The 13,543-nt window shown below is 66.2% G+C and carries 11 protein-coding genes; all 11 read right to left on the bottom strand.

The window, feature by feature from the left end; genetic code table 11:
* Positions 1 to 14: 14 nt before the first annotated feature.
* The 11 genes from AAFP35_RS20385 to AAFP35_RS20335 all read right to left on the bottom strand — a co-directional run bounded on the left by AAFP35_RS20385 (position 15) and on the right by AAFP35_RS20335 (position 12,640).
* Positions 15 to 1,094 (bottom strand): LLM class flavin-dependent oxidoreductase, encoded by a 1,080-nt coding sequence (locus AAFP35_RS20385; protein WP_419223468.1) that lies wholly within the window; start codon positions 1,092 to 1,094, stop codon positions 15 to 17.
* Positions 1,091 to 1,483, bottom strand: a complete 393-nt coding sequence (locus AAFP35_RS20380; protein WP_419223467.1) for a 4Fe-4S binding protein — start codon at positions 1,481 to 1,483, stop codon at positions 1,091 to 1,093. Before AAFP35_RS20380 ends, AAFP35_RS20385 begins: the two co-directional genes overlap by 4 nt.
* Positions 1,480 to 3,072 carry an FAD-binding protein gene (locus AAFP35_RS20375; protein ID WP_419223466.1) on the bottom strand — a complete coding sequence of 531 codons (1,593 nt, stop codon included), beginning with the start codon at positions 3,070 to 3,072 and terminating at the stop codon, positions 1,480 to 1,482. The genes AAFP35_RS20380 and AAFP35_RS20375 overlap by 4 nt, the downstream gene beginning before the upstream one ends.
* Positions 3,073 to 4,217: 1,145 nt before the next feature.
* Positions 4,218 to 6,062, bottom strand: a complete 1,845-nt coding sequence (locus tag AAFP35_RS20370; protein WP_419223465.1) for an ABC transporter ATP-binding protein — start codon at positions 6,060 to 6,062, stop codon at positions 4,218 to 4,220.
* Positions 6,063 to 6,226: 164 nt separating this feature from the next.
* Complete coding sequence (locus AAFP35_RS20365) at positions 6,227 to 6,883, bottom strand: MspA family porin (RefSeq protein ID WP_419223464.1); 657 nt, start codon at positions 6,881 to 6,883, stop codon at positions 6,227 to 6,229.
* A gap of 71 nt (positions 6,884 to 6,954) precedes the next feature.
* The gene (locus AAFP35_RS20360) at positions 6,955 to 7,593 is read right to left on the bottom strand and encodes an MspA family porin (RefSeq protein ID WP_419223463.1); all 639 of its coding nucleotides are present in this window, start codon (positions 7,591 to 7,593) and stop codon (positions 6,955 to 6,957) included.
* Between the two features lie 389 nt (positions 7,594 to 7,982).
* The gene (locus AAFP35_RS20355) at positions 7,983 to 8,159 is read right to left on the bottom strand and encodes a hypothetical protein (protein ID WP_419223462.1); all 177 of its coding nucleotides are present in this window, start codon (positions 8,157 to 8,159) and stop codon (positions 7,983 to 7,985) included.
* 65 nt (positions 8,160 to 8,224) lie between these two features.
* Positions 8,225 to 8,818, bottom strand: a complete 594-nt coding sequence (locus tag AAFP35_RS20350) for a MogA/MoaB family molybdenum cofactor biosynthesis protein (RefSeq protein WP_419223461.1) — start codon at positions 8,816 to 8,818, stop codon at positions 8,225 to 8,227.
* Between the two features lie 39 nt (positions 8,819 to 8,857).
* Complete coding sequence (locus AAFP35_RS20345) at positions 8,858 to 10,300, bottom strand: S1C family serine protease (protein WP_419223460.1); 1,443 nt, start codon at positions 10,298 to 10,300, stop codon at positions 8,858 to 8,860.
* Between the two features lie 154 nt (positions 10,301 to 10,454).
* The gene (locus AAFP35_RS20340) at positions 10,455 to 11,873 is read right to left on the bottom strand and encodes an ATP-binding protein (RefSeq protein ID WP_419223548.1); all 1,419 of its coding nucleotides are present in this window, start codon (positions 11,871 to 11,873) and stop codon (positions 10,455 to 10,457) included.
* Between the two features lie 80 nt (positions 11,874 to 11,953).
* Positions 11,954 to 12,640: a response regulator transcription factor gene (locus AAFP35_RS20335; RefSeq protein WP_419223459.1), complete on the bottom strand. Its 687-nt coding sequence runs from the start codon at positions 12,638 to 12,640 to the stop codon at positions 11,954 to 11,956.
* Positions 12,641 to 13,543 lie beyond the last annotated feature (903 nt).

The raw sequence follows: 13,543 nt of genomic DNA, 5'->3' as shown, positions 1-13,543 counted from the left end.
GTTTCTCGTAGGAGTTATCCGGTCCGTTCGCCCAGCGATGCCCCCAGACGCTCGTGCACCCTCGGGATCACCTCTGTGGCAAAGCGTTCCATTTCCGATTCGAATGGCTGGAACTGCAGCATGAACGTCTCGATGCCGGCCCGGTGGAAGGCCACGACACGGTCAGCGACCTGATCGTAGGAGCCCACCAGACCCGCCGAGGTGCCACCGTTGGTGCCGATGGCCGGGTACTTCGCGAACGTGTGGAACATGACCGCCTTCTCGTCGGCGCCGGCGATGACGTGCTCGAGACCGGCCCGGTCGAGATCGTTCAGTCGCCATTGGTCAGCCAGTTCGGCCCGTGCCGCGGCCTCGTCGGGCCGCGTGATCACGTAGGCCGCGAGCCCATATCGGACCGGCGGTCCCAGCCGGCGGCGAGCATCGACACTGCCGATCAGCGCACGGACGTTCTCGATCGGCTGACCGTTGATGAACCAGACGTCCCCTTGGTCGGCAACCAGGTCGCGCGCCTGATCTGACTCGCCCCCGACATAGATCACTGGTCGTTCCCGGAACCGCCCGGCTGGTCGGAGCCGGTAGCCGTCCACACTGAAGTACCGGCCCTCATGCGAGACCACTTCCCCATTGAGCAGTCGCCGCACGATCGACAGCCATTCGGCCCCGTACCCGTATCGGTCGTCATGCTCCGGGAACTCGATTCCGGCACGCTCGATCTCGGGTCGGTACCAAGCGTTGACGACGTTCAGCGACAACCGCCCCTGTGAGATCTCCTCGATGTTGGCCGCTTGTTTGGCCAGCACCACGGGGTGAAACAGTAGTGGCTTGATCGCTGCGATCAGTTCGATACGGCTCGTCGAGGCCGCCAATGCGGCGGCCGCTGTCCAGGTCTCGAGCTGATCGCGATCGTGATCCGACGGGTTCATGATGTGCTGCGCGATCAGCGTGGAGTCGTAGCCGAGTTCTTCGGCACGCACCACGAGGTCCCGGTTGCGTTCCCACGAAGCATCGATCGGGTCGTCGGGGTGATGAGCCGACGCCCATGTTCCGTAGACGTTGGCCCAGACCCCGAACCGGGGAGATGTGGTGGCAGTCATCGTGGTTCGACCTCTCGCGTCGTAATCCGTTGAGATGCAATCGATGCCCGCTCCGTGAGGCGAGGGGGCAGATCTCCGTGCGGGATCGGCGGTCCGACGGCCGTACGTGCGCCCGGACGTCGACCTCTTCCCCATCCGATCCGGTCGCGATAACTGCCGATCAGATCGGCGGGGACATCGTCGGCGACCAGCCCTTCCGGCGTGGCATCCGGGCCCACGTACAGCGCATCGGTCGGGCAGTATGCCTCACACATGAAGCAGGTCTGACAATCATCCTGGCGTGCGATCACCGGGATTCCTGACGGTGTGGTGTCGAAAACATCTGTGGGACAGACGACCACGCATTTGTCACAGCCGATGCAGGCGTCGGCGAGCACCAGCTCGATCACGCGGCACCGACCCGCTCCGAGTGCACACCGGCGGGACGAACCCAGATCTCGTCGAGGCCCCCGGTCAGCTGACTTCGGCGCTGCGAGTCGTCGAGAGCAGGAAAATCCTCCCGTTTGCTCATACCGCGCGATTCGGTGCGGGCCAACGCGGCCGTGTAGACCCAGCGACCTACCGCAGTCATCGCCGCGGCCTGCCGGGCGCGTACCTGAGCGAGCGGGTCGGGAGCCCCGAATCGGTCACCGGAGATGCTCTCCCACAACAGGTTCAGTTCGTGCAGCGCCGACGACATCCGATCCCCGCTACGCAGGAAGTTCTTGTCGAACGGCAACAGCTCGGACTGCGCCGCGGCCACCACGTCGCGTGCCGCCGGACCACCGGCACCGTCGCCGAGTCCCACACGCCCGGCTCCGGAGACATCGGGCTCCGGCACCGACCCGGATGTGCGAGCGCAGCGGGCCGCCGCGGCGCCCGCGAAACTGCCCGATGACATCGCCCACGCCGAATTATGGCTGCCGCCACCGGTGAAACCACCACAGATCCGCTCTCTGGTCGCCACATCACCCGCCGCGTAGAGGCCGGGTACACCGGTCCAGCAATCATCGTTCACGATGTGCACTCCGCCGGTACCCCGGACCGTACCTTCGGCGAGCAGATCCACCTCGAACCGCTGGTTGAAGGGATCTATTCCGCGCCGGTCGAACTGGAGGAAGAAGTTGGGCTGGCCGAGCCGCATCTGCGCCGCGACCTTCTCGTCGGCCCGGTCGAGCTGTGCGAACACCTTCTCCGACAACAGGGTTTGAGCGATCACCGAGCGCCCCTTGCTCGAACCGGCGCCCTCCACGACCCGCCCGTCCTCGTGGAAGAAGGTGGCGTAGCCGTAGTAGGCCGTCTTCGTGATCGTCGATCCCTTCGGCACGATGCCGTAGGCATTCCCGAACTCCATGCCGGAGAACTCGGCTCCGACCTCGGCGGCCATCAATGCACCGTCCCCGGTGTCGACATTGGTGCCCAACGCCCGGGACAGGAACGCGCAACCGCCGGTGGCCAGCACCACCGCACCGGCGGTGATCCGGTATCCGCGCCCGTCCCGCCTTCGCCCGGCCACTCCACGCACGCCACCGTCCCGGTCGACGAGCAGTTCCACCGCGGGCGAATGGTCGTGGATGGTGACACCCCTCCGCTGCAGCCATGCCCGCATTCGGCGCATGTACTCGGGTCCCTGCACCCCGGTCCGGACCGGTTCTCCTGTCCGGGGGTCCGCGGGAAAGGGGTAGCGCCCCTCTGTTCCGAGTCGATGCATGTTCGAATAGGTCTGTTCCAGAACACGATCCATCCACGGGTGCTCGGCCAGATGACCCCCGAGAGCCTCCCGACTCGCCTTGGCTGCAGCGCGGGCACCGGGGTCTGGCGCCACGTACCAGACCCCCGTGCCCGCCGGGGCCGTCGTTCCGGACGTCCCGCAATAGCCCTTGTCGACGACGATGACGTCGGCGCCGCCGTCGCGTGCCGCAATCGCCGCCCACGCGGCCGCCGGTCCCCCGCCGACGACCAGTACGTCCGTGGTCGAGGTGAGGTCATCGTCGATCATCAATCCGCCTCCTGATCACCCTGCGCGCAGTACCGGGCCGTGGCACACACCGGGGAATGCCGGGCGCTGTTCACCGCGATGGTGCAAACCCCAGTGCAGACCCTATGGACGTCGATCCCCTCCGCACAGGTTTGCGCTCACCGCGAATCTTTGCCCGATGGCATAGGGCATCCGCGAAGCCTGCAGGCATATCGGAGCGTTGCTTCGTTCGCGTGTGCTCGCAGGGTCCGCGTATGGGCCGCGCGGTCGACCGACGCCGGTCTGCCCTTCTCCCAGGCGATTACCAGCTCGACGCGCAGCTGATCGCAAGGTTGCGTCCCTACTGTCACTGATGTCGGTCGAGGACATCGGCCGACGAGCAGAAGTAGATCAACACGGAGGTTGCACAGCATGCCGCAGAAGCCACACCAGCAAGGCCGTCCGCTGGGCCATACCAACGAGCGCCCCGGCCCGAGCCGTGGACAGCGTCCGGCACCGCGCCCGCGTCCTCGCCCCTTCTTCCCGTTCTTCGGGAGCTGACGCGGGTCATCTGACCCGACAACGACGACGCGAACCCTTCCCCGGGGGTTCGCGTCGTCGCATTGTGTTCATTGCGACTATTCGCACAAATGACACCACCGGCCATCACAAGGCCCTTCTTCACGACGCCCCGTCGACCACGGAGCATCATTCACAGGAAACTGGTAACTTTCTCACAGAAACCGCCGGTCGTCACCAGAACCGCCTGCTCACAGGGAATTTCATCGACCAATAGCGTTGCCGCAGTGGAACGTTACATTCGCCGTATGTCGGATTGATCACGACCGGTCTGTCGACTTTCTCGTTGAATCGCTGTGATTCGCTTTGTTAATGTCGCTCTCGGCAGGGCCCGCAATCGCGTGGGTCCATGGTGCCGGTCTGATACGACCGCACCAGATCTGAGGGAGGAATCACATGCCACGAGGACATCACCCGCAGCCCCGGGGACATCGCGGACCAGGACCGCGTCACGGTCGGCCGCCGCACGGACGTCCGGTTCCGCCGCCGCCGCACCGCCGTCCGCGGCGTCGTCCGCTGCCGCCGTTCTTCTTCTTCGGCAGCTGAGCTGAGACCTCGACGATCCCGTCACTCCTCGAGTGACGGGATCGTCTGTGTCAGAGGCTCTCTCAGCTCTGCCGGCCGTGCCGTACCAGCCGCCGGCCGGACACGGTCAGCGTGTAGTCGGCGACGGCGGCGATCTCCGGATCGTGGGTGATCAGGATGGTCGTGCGCGTGCGCGCGAGACGTACCAGTGGCGTCAGCACCCGCTGCGTGGTCGAGGCGTCGAGACCCGTCGTCGGTTCGTCCAGGATCAACAGCGGAGTGTTGCGCAGAAACGCTCTGGCCAACCCGATCCGCTGCCGCTGACCGCCGGAGAGGTTCGCACCGCTGTCACGCAGGATGGTGTCGAAACCCTCGGGCAGTTCGGCGATGAACCGGGTCGCGTCGGCGGCCGCTGCGGCCGAGACGACCTGCTCGTCGGTGGCATCGGGACTGCCGAACCGGATGTTGTCGGCGACCGTCCCGTGGAAGATCGCCAGGCGCTGCGGCAACATCGCGATCTGCGACCGCAGATCGTGCAGGCGCATCGTCCGAATGTCCCTGTCGTCGAGGCGAATCTCGCCCGACACCGGATCGTAGAACCGCAGCAGCAGATACATCAGGGTGCTCTTGCCCGCACCACTGTCGCCGAGTAGCGCCACGAAATCGCCGGGCGCGATGTGGACCGACGCATCTTCCAGCACGGGATGGTCGGCGTCCGGGTACCCGAAGACCACATTGTCGAAGTCGATGGCCGCGGGTGTCGATGCGGCACCGGTGATGTCGTGGCGACCGGTGTCCTGCGCCGCGACGCCCGAGAGCTCCTCGTCGTGGTCGGCCGCGAGCGCGAGGTACTCGGGCTGCTCTGCGTCGTCGGGGTCGGAGACGCCGATGGGCTGGTCGAGGATCTCGGCGACCCGCTCGGCACTGGCGGTCGCCGATGTGACCGACACGGCGAGCTCACCGAGCGACTGGATCTGGGGGTACATGTAGCCGAGGTATCCGGTCAGGGCGATCAGCGTACCGATGGTGGCCGCGCCCTCGGAGATCTGCCACGCACCGACGACGATGACGGCCATGATGCACAGCATCTCGACGATGGCGACGGTCTCGGAGAACGCGGCATTGGCCTTGATCTCCGACACCCGGGCATCCCGCCAGATCCGGGCCTCGCGCAATACTTTCCGACGGTCGTTGTCCGACTGGTTGTCGGCCTGGATGGACAGCGCGTTGGAGATACCCTCCTGGATACGCGAGGTGATGCGGCCGTTGGCTTTTCGTTCGCGTCGCGCCGCACGTTTGACCACTTCGCCGAACCGCCGGGAGACCACCCACAGCAGCGGGGCGAGGATGAAGGCGACCAGCGACAGCTGCCAGCTGGTCACGAATGCCGCGATCGCGTAGATCACCGCGCTGCCGATGGCCACCGCGGCCTGCACGACCCCCGACGACACCAGATACTCGATCTCGTCGACGTCGCTGCTGTGCCGGGCGATCAGATCGCCGGTCTCGAAGTGTCGTCGGGTGTGCGGGGCCAACCGCTGGGTGTGACCGTAGAGCCGATCCCGCAGTCGGAGCAGGATCCGTTCGGTGACCACACCGCTGACCATGGTCGCGGTGAACGAGAACGCCGACCCCACAAGGGTGATCGCCACCCACAGCCCCAACGGCGCCCACAGCGCGGACAGATCACCGGTCACCAGCACCGAGTCGGTGATGTGCGCGAACAGCGCGACGGTGATGACGCTGGTACCGACCTCGAGGAAGTTCAGCGCGATGACGAGCGCCAGTTTCCATCGTTGACCGTGCATCACCGGCAGGAAACGCCGGATGGCGGCCATCACGTTGAGTGCCGGCGGATGTTCGTCGAGCACGTCCGTATCGTCGGCCCGATCCGGGTCGTCGACATCGACGCCATCGATTGCCCGCACCACTCACACTCCTCTCGGCGGTCGGTCACTCCCGCAACCGCCCTCAGTGAGGGTAGTCGCGCTGTCTGTGACCCGTTCACAGCAACGGGGCGGGATCGGATGATTCCGATCCCGCCCCGTGCGGAGTGTTCAGTTGTCGGACCCCTCCGAGTCCGGACAGGCGATCAGCCCAGGCTGAACGGCTTGCCGTAGAGCGTCACGACGCCCTTCACCGAATCGGTGTCGACCGACACGGTCACCTTGGCCTTGGCCGAGGCGTAACCGGCGCAACCATCGAGGCCGAACTTCTCCTGGCTGTAGGCGACGCCGCCCTTGTTGCCCTTGAACTTGTACGAGTGGACCTCGTAGTTCTTGTAGGCGGTGTCGTCACCGGAGGTGGTGTCGATGACCGGGACGTACTTGGCCTGGCCGGGTCCGAGGGTGAAGCCACCGGTGGCCTCGCCGCTGCCGGAGACGCCGCCGTCGGCGCTCGGCTCGGCCTTCACGCCGCCGTCGGCGCTGGCACCGAAGTTGACCTGGCAACCCACCAGGTAGCCGGCGTTGACCTTGCCGCCCTCGGCCTTGCCGCCGACGGTGACCTTGACCTTTCCCGACAGCCACACCTCGCGGCTCGTCTGGACATTGGTCACGGCCTTCTGCACGTTCACGAACTCGTCGGACAGGCGAACGGTCACCGGAGTGCCGTCGACCAGCGTCTTGGAGACGAAACCGCCGGGCAGCGGACCGGCCACGGCACCGCCGGCGCCGAGGCTGGTCAGGCCCATCACGGCGGCACCTGCGAGGCCGACGCCTGCGGCCACGCGAGTGTTGATCTTCTTCATGATTCCCCTTTGTGGAATTTCAATCTGCTCGGGGCAGATAAATCAGAGTTGGCTGAGTTGTCTGCGCCGGATCAGTTGAGGCTGAAGGGCTTTCCGTAGAGGGTCGACTGGATGTAGGAGCCCTCACCGCTGACGGTGCCGTCGTCGGTGCTGTAGCCCTTGGCGCCGACGGTCGTCACGATGGTGCGCGCCGAGGCGTAACCGCCGCACTGCTGCACGTCGACGGCGAAGCGGTCGAGCTGAACCGAAGCCGCGCCGCCTTCCTTGATGTCCTTGTCGGTCACGTCAGCGACGACGACCTCGCCCGGCTTCAGCGGAACACTCAGCGAGCCGCTCAGCGACGGGCTGGCCGAGATGGTGCCCGAGATCCCACCTTCGAGGCCCGTGATGTCCACCTGGCAACCGATGAGAACCTTCACCGCGATGTTGCCGCTCACGCCCTTGCTCGCCTTGGCGGTGTAGGTACCCGACACCACCGCTGCACGGCCGGCGCCGTTGTTCGCCACCGACGGAGCAGGCAGTGCCGACTCGCCCTTGCGCCAGGTCTGGATGGACTCGCCATCGACGCCGACGGCCTTCTTGTAGCCATTCGGCAGGCCGACAGCCGCCGCGTCGCCGGCCCCCATGCCGGCCAGGCCGATTGCCGCCACCGCGGCAACGGCGCCCGCACCGATCACGCGGCGCAGCCCGAGCTTGCTGAACTTGCTCATTCGTTCCCTCTCACAGGATTCGGTTGTTATCCCATGACGCGCGCACGCACGCGCCACGAGGCGACCCTTCTTGGTGGGTTGCGGACCCCCGCTCCGCATCCGAGATGTCGGCTCCGGTTAGGCAGAAGTCGCCTTCCGCACACCCCTGGTCACTGCTGCGCCAGTCGTCGCGACAGATCGCAGGACTCCCCGTCGGTCCTTGTCACAAGCACCGAAGCTTCGTCGGAGCAGAACGTTATCGGAGCGAGATCGAGGCCAGCAACAGATGGAATCACCCGTGTCTCCACCATTGTCGTCAATATTGCAAAGCGCACATTTGCGATACGCAGACTTGAGAATGTTAACGGAAGGAAAACATGCTGGCTCGGGCGCGACGACCGCGCCCTCGGCTACTCGTAATGCGGCGGACGATTGGCCTCGAACCAACCCTTCCCGAGCCCCTTGTGACCTTCCTCACACTCATCTGACGTCACCTCTGGGAGGTCGTCGCCGAACACATCGGCGAGCCGCCGCTTGGCCCGCCAATCCTTCGAACGGCGTGCGACATCGGCAGATTCACTGGTCACCGGGGATGTTTCGGAGTGATCCGGGCTACTGGTCATGACGATTCCGGGTTCTCGAGAGGGCGCGATCAGAACTCGCTGATCGCCTCGATGACATGCTGGGCCAGCGGTGCCACGGTGGCCATGCCGTCACGTACCGCCGCACGAGAGTTGGCGAGATTGACCACCAGGGTCTGACCGGAGATTCCCGCGAGGCCACGGGACAGGCCGCCGTCGGTGGCGCCCGCCGCCAATCCCGAGCTGCGCACAGCCTCTTCGATACCGCGCAGCCGGCGATCGAGCAGGGGCTCGGTCGCCTCCGGCGTCACATCGCGCGCTCCGACGCCGACACCACCCACCGACACCACCAAGTCGACGCCACCGATCACCGCGGTGTTGAGGGCGTTGCGGATCTCCACTTCGTCGCCGGACACCGCGACGGTTGCGTCGACGTGAAATCCGGCCTCACCGAGCAACTCCCCCACGAGCGCCCCGAGCAGGGTCTGGTCCTCCCCATGCGCCGCGCGATCGTCGACGACGACCACCAGCGCTCGGCCGATCTCCGAGTCTCCGATCGTCACGCGATCGTCGTCGTCGCTGTGGCGCGCGACGAACTCACGTGCGGCCGCATCGGCGGCAACGATGTCGTCGGGGTCGATGGCGGTGGAACCGGTGTCGCTCATGGTCAACCTTTCTACTCCCCGGAGAGATCCTCTCCGGGCCTAATTCACGTGCAGTGTCTCCAACGTGACCGGGGCTGTTTTCGTTTGGCCGTTGACGACGTAGGTGATGGTGACGGTGTCTCCCGGCGCATGGGAGCGCACCGCGGCGACGAGGGCGTCACCGGTGGTGATGTTGCGATCGTCGACCTTGGTGACTACCGCGCCCTTCGGGATCCCCGCCTTGTCGGCGGGACCGCCGGCCGTCACGTCGGAGATGAGCGCGCCTGCCTGGTCGGTGTCGGCGTTCGCCCGCACCGAGACACCGAGGCCGGCCTGGGTGGCCTTCCCGCTGTCGCGCAACTCGTTGGCCACCCGGATCGCCTGATCGATCGGGATGGCGAAACCCAGTCCGATGCTGCCGCTCTGTTGTTCGGCCGAGGCTCCCAGCGTCGCGATCGCCGTGTTCACCCCGATGAGGGCACCGCGCGCGTTGACCAGCGCGCCGCCCGAATTGCCCGGATTGATGGCCGCATCGGTCTGGATGGCGTCGATGACCGACGTCGTACCGGATTCGCGCGAGGTCGACACCGGACGATTGAGGGCGCTGATGATGCCCGTGGTGACGGTGCCCTCGAGGCCGAGCGGTGCACCGACCGCGATGACGTCCTGGCCCACCGCGAGGTTCTCCGAGGTGCCGACGGTGATCGGTTTGAGTCCGTTCTTGTCGACCTTGATGACCGCGATGTCGGAGATCGGGTCGGCACCCAGTACGCGCGCCGGTGCCCGCGAGCCGTCGTGGAAGTTCACCACCACCTGGCTGGCCATCGCATTGCCCGCCTCGGAGACGACGTGATTGTTCGTCATGATGACGCCGTCGTCGGACAGGATCACCCCGGAACCACCGCCCTCGGCGTTGCCCGAGCGCACCACGATGGAGACCACCGACGGCAGGACGTTGGCCGCGACCTGCTGCACGGACCCCTCCGGAGCCGCCACAGCTCCCTGCGAATCGCTCTTCGGGTCACCCCCGAGTGGACCGCTGTGCGACGACGAGTCACCGTCGGAGACGTTGGCCCCGATCACACCGCCGACACCGCCCGCGACGAGGGCCAGGACGACGGCCCCGACCGCCAGCGCGGCCTTGGCGCCGCCACCCGACTTCTTCTTGGTCGCAGGTGCGCCACCGTACGGCGGCAGACCACCCGGGCCGCCGGGCGCTGCGCCGTACTGCGGTTGTGTCGGAAACGCCGACGACGACGGCGCCGATCCGGGCGGGGCGTAGGGATCGGCGAATTGCTGCGTCGACGCGGCATGATGGCCGTAAGTGCTCGCATCCGGTTCGGACGTCGGAGCACCGGGCGGATACGGGCCGGGGGGCGGATTCGAGCCGGGGGCGCCGTAGGGATTCGGCGCACCGCCGTAGGGACTCTGCCCACCCCCGGTGCCGTAGGGGCTCTGCCCCCCGGGGCCGTACGGATCGCCTTGCGAACCGCCACTCGTCATGTCGTTGTCCTTAGCTCTTCACGTCGCCGTCACGGCGAGGGTCCCGACTGTCCGACCGGCCCGGCTCGTGGCACCGATCCCGCTCTCCAACCCTAGGGCATCGTGCCCCGTCGGCCCGCCGCTTCTCGGCGGGCCTCCGGCGTGGATCTTCACCCTATTGACGAACGACCTGAGGAGAAGGTTCCGTCGCCGCCGGACGGCCCGGCAGGGTCAGCGTGATCAGTGCACCCCCGAGTTCGGACTGCTCGGCACGCACCGCTCCGCCATGCCGGGTGACCACCTGACGGACGATCGCAAGACCCAGTCCCGAGCCGGGCATCGATCGCGATTGCGTCGACCGATAGAACCGTTCGAACACCAGCTCGCGATCTTCCTCGGGGATGCCCGGCCCCGCATCGGCGACCGCGAGTTCTGCGGTGCCTGCACCGATCTGACGCAGGGTGACCTCCACCGGCCGCCCGCGCGGACTCCACTTCGCCGCATTGTCCAGCACATTGAGCACCGCGCGGTTGAGTCCGTGTTCTTCCCCGAACACGAACCATGGGGTCAGATTCGTCTGGAATTCGACGTCACTGCGTCGTCGCCGCACCCGTTCCAGCGATCGGCTCACCACCTCGGCGAGGTCGACCTCCTCGTGAACGACCTCGGGCGCATCCTCTCTTGCCAGGTCGACGAGATCCCCGACCAGGGTGGACAGTTCCTCGATCTGGGCCATCACGTCCGAACGCAACTCGATCATGTCCTGGGCCGGCATCGTCGGCGCCCCCGGCTCGCTCGACGCGATCAGCAATTCCAGGTTGGTGCGCAACGACGTCAATGGCGTCCGCAGTTCGTGCCCGGCATCGGCGACCAGACGCGCCTGTTGGTCGCGAGATTCGGCGAGGGCGCGCAACATGGTGTTGAAACTCTCCGTCAACCGCGCCAACTCGTCATTGCCCGACACCGGCATGGGCGTGAGATCTTGTGTCCGAGCAACCCTTTCGGCCGCACGGGTGAGGCGCGCCACCGGACGCAGACCGGCCCTCGCCACCGTGGTACCCGCCAGCGCCGCCAATGCGACACCGCCACCACCGACGACGAGCAGGACCCATGCGAGCCGTTTCAACACCCGATCGGTGTGTAACAGGCTCTGCGCCAACACAAGTGTGTTGCCGTCGTCGAGTTTGCGGGCCAGTACGCGCTGGTTGTGGATGGTGCGCAGGCTCTGGTTGCTGTTGCCCGGGCTGTTCGTCGACTGCGCGATCCGTCGTTCGACGTCCTCGAAGGGAACCGAACCGATCAGGTAGCTTCGCCCGTCCGGGCGCACCAGGGCCAACGAGATGTTGGTGGAGAACACCGTTCCGGTCACCAGCGACTCGGGTCGATCGTCGAGCAGACCGGTCTTCGCGAGCGCCGTCATGCCGTCGGCACGACTCTCCAACTGGGAATCGACCTCGTTGTACATCGCCCGGTAGACGACGAAATACGCCGCCGCGGCCATCAGACTGACCGAGACCAGCACCACGGTCGCCGACAGGAGGGTCACACGAGTCTTCAGGGACACCGCCCGGGTCAGCGGCATCGGCGCCCGCATCTCCTTGGGCTCGGTGGATCCGCGTCGACCGGGGCCGCCGCGTCGTGGCGACGGCGAGGTCCCGTCTTGAAAGGAATGCACTACGGTGGCGTCTCCCGCAGCACATAGCCGACACCGCGCACGGTGTGGATCAGCCGGGTCTCCCCGTCGGCCTCGGTTTTGCGCCGCAGATAGCCGATGTAGACCTCGAGCGCATTGCCCGAGGTCGGGAAGTCGTAACCCCAGACCTCTTCGAGGATGCGACTACGGGAGAGCACCCGGCGCGGATTGGCCATCAGCATCTCCAGCAGCGCGAACTCCGTGCGGGTGAGGCTGATGGAGCGCTCGCCGCGCGTCACGTCGCGGGTGACCGGGTCCAGCGTCAGGTCGGCAAAGGTGAGCGCCTCGGATTCGATCGAATCGTCGGGGGCGGCGCGACGCAGCAGCGCCCGCAACCGCGCGAGCAGTTCCTCGAGCGCGAAGGGTTTGGGCAGGTAGTCGTCGGCCCCGGCGTCGAGCCCCGACACCCGCTCGGACACCGAGTCACGGGCGGTGAGGACCAGGATCGGCAGGTCGTCGCCCGCCGAACGCAGCCGACGGCAGACCTCCAGCCCGTCGAGCCGGGGCATCATGACATCGAGGATCGCGACATCGGGCCGCTCCGCGACGATCTTCTCGAGTGCCTCCAGACCGTCAGCTGCCGTCTCCACCGCGTATCCGTTGAACGTGAGCGATCGACGCAGCGACTCTCGTACCGCCCGATCGTCGTCGACCACAAGGATGCGCATACGTACAGTCTTATCGCCAACTGCTGAGATGTGTCTGAGACCCGCCCGGGGCTGCGGATATTCGTGCGACTGAACCCGCAGACCGGCATGCATCCGACTTCCGCGCACTTGGACGCGGCTCGATACGGCTGGAAACCACCCCCGAACTCAACCCGGCTGGAAGATGACGAGGGCAATGTTCCCTCGGCGGCTCCCAGGGAGGTGGAGATTCGGGGCGGTTCTCATGCCGGACGTTGTCGGGACCGATTCGGCCGTCGCCGATGTCTGTCGGCCCGGACCAGAGTTTGGATGTCGGTGAGTGTGGCCTCCCAGCCGTGAAAGACCTGTGTATACGTAGCGTGCAGCGGTAGATATCCGAGTGTGACGAGTTTTCGGTCCCGGACGCGATCAGATTCGTAATTGGCGACACCCGTGTGGTGAGCTTCGCTGTCGAGCTCGAGTGCCACGAGATCACCGATCAACAGGTCAACCCAGCCGACCCCGGGGACCTCATGCTGCACCTCGACACGCATGCCCGCCGCGCGAAGTCTCAACCGGGCCGCCGTCTCTGTGCCGGAGGCGGCTCGGCGGTCGCACTTGCGAATCGCCCGCTGAATTCTGTTTGGCGCCAATCGAAATGCTGCCTCAAGATCGGCCTGTTTCACCTTCCCGTTCTGCAATGCGGAATCGCAGACAATGATGAAGTTCTCCTCCTCGTAGCACAGCGCTGCGTAGTGAAGTGCGGTCAGAACATCGTCGATCGCACCTCCGACGGGCGTCGGACGGCCATGCCTGCGGCACCGGTCGTGCGACTTCCGGCGCTCATGACGAGTCACACGCGAGTGCGTTCCATCGGTGCCCTCGGGGATCCAGAGAGACCGTGTCTTCGCAGCGCATCGACGCATGACACCACGCAACCATCAC

It is taken from the genome of Gordonia sp. CPCC 206044 (genome assembly GCF_048537895.1).
GTDB lineage: Bacteria > Actinomycetota > Actinomycetes > Mycobacteriales > Mycobacteriaceae > Gordonia.
This window is presented reverse-complemented; position numbering and strand designations above follow the sequence as displayed.

Excerpts from the sequence above, each read along its gene's own strand:
- AAFP35_RS20385 (WP_419223468.1), bottom strand. The coding sequence starts at position 1,094 with ATGACTGCCACCACATCTCCCCGGTTCGGGGTCTGGGCCAACGTCTAC.
- AAFP35_RS20375 (WP_419223466.1), bottom strand. The coding sequence starts at position 3,072 with ATGATCGACGATGACCTCACCTCGACCACGGACGTACTGGTCGTCGGC.
- AAFP35_RS20365 (WP_419223464.1), bottom strand. The coding sequence starts at position 6,883 with ATGAAGAAGATCAACACTCGCGTGGCCGCAGGCGTCGGCCTCGCAGGT.
- AAFP35_RS20360 (WP_419223463.1), bottom strand. The coding sequence starts at position 7,593 with ATGAGCAAGTTCAGCAAGCTCGGGCTGCGCCGCGTGATCGGTGCGGGC.
- AAFP35_RS20350 (WP_419223461.1), bottom strand. The coding sequence starts at position 8,818 with ATGAGCGACACCGGTTCCACCGCCATCGACCCCGACGACATCGTTGCC.
- AAFP35_RS20345 (WP_419223460.1), bottom strand. The coding sequence starts at position 10,300 with ATGACGAGTGGCGGTTCGCAAGGCGATCCGTACGGCCCCGGGGGGCAG.
- AAFP35_RS20340 (WP_419223548.1), bottom strand. The coding sequence starts at position 11,873 with ATGCGGGCGCCGATGCCGCTGACCCGGGCGGTGTCCCTGAAGACTCGT.
- AAFP35_RS20335 (WP_419223459.1), bottom strand. The coding sequence starts at position 12,640 with ATGCGCATCCTTGTGGTCGACGACGATCGGGCGGTACGAGAGTCGCTG.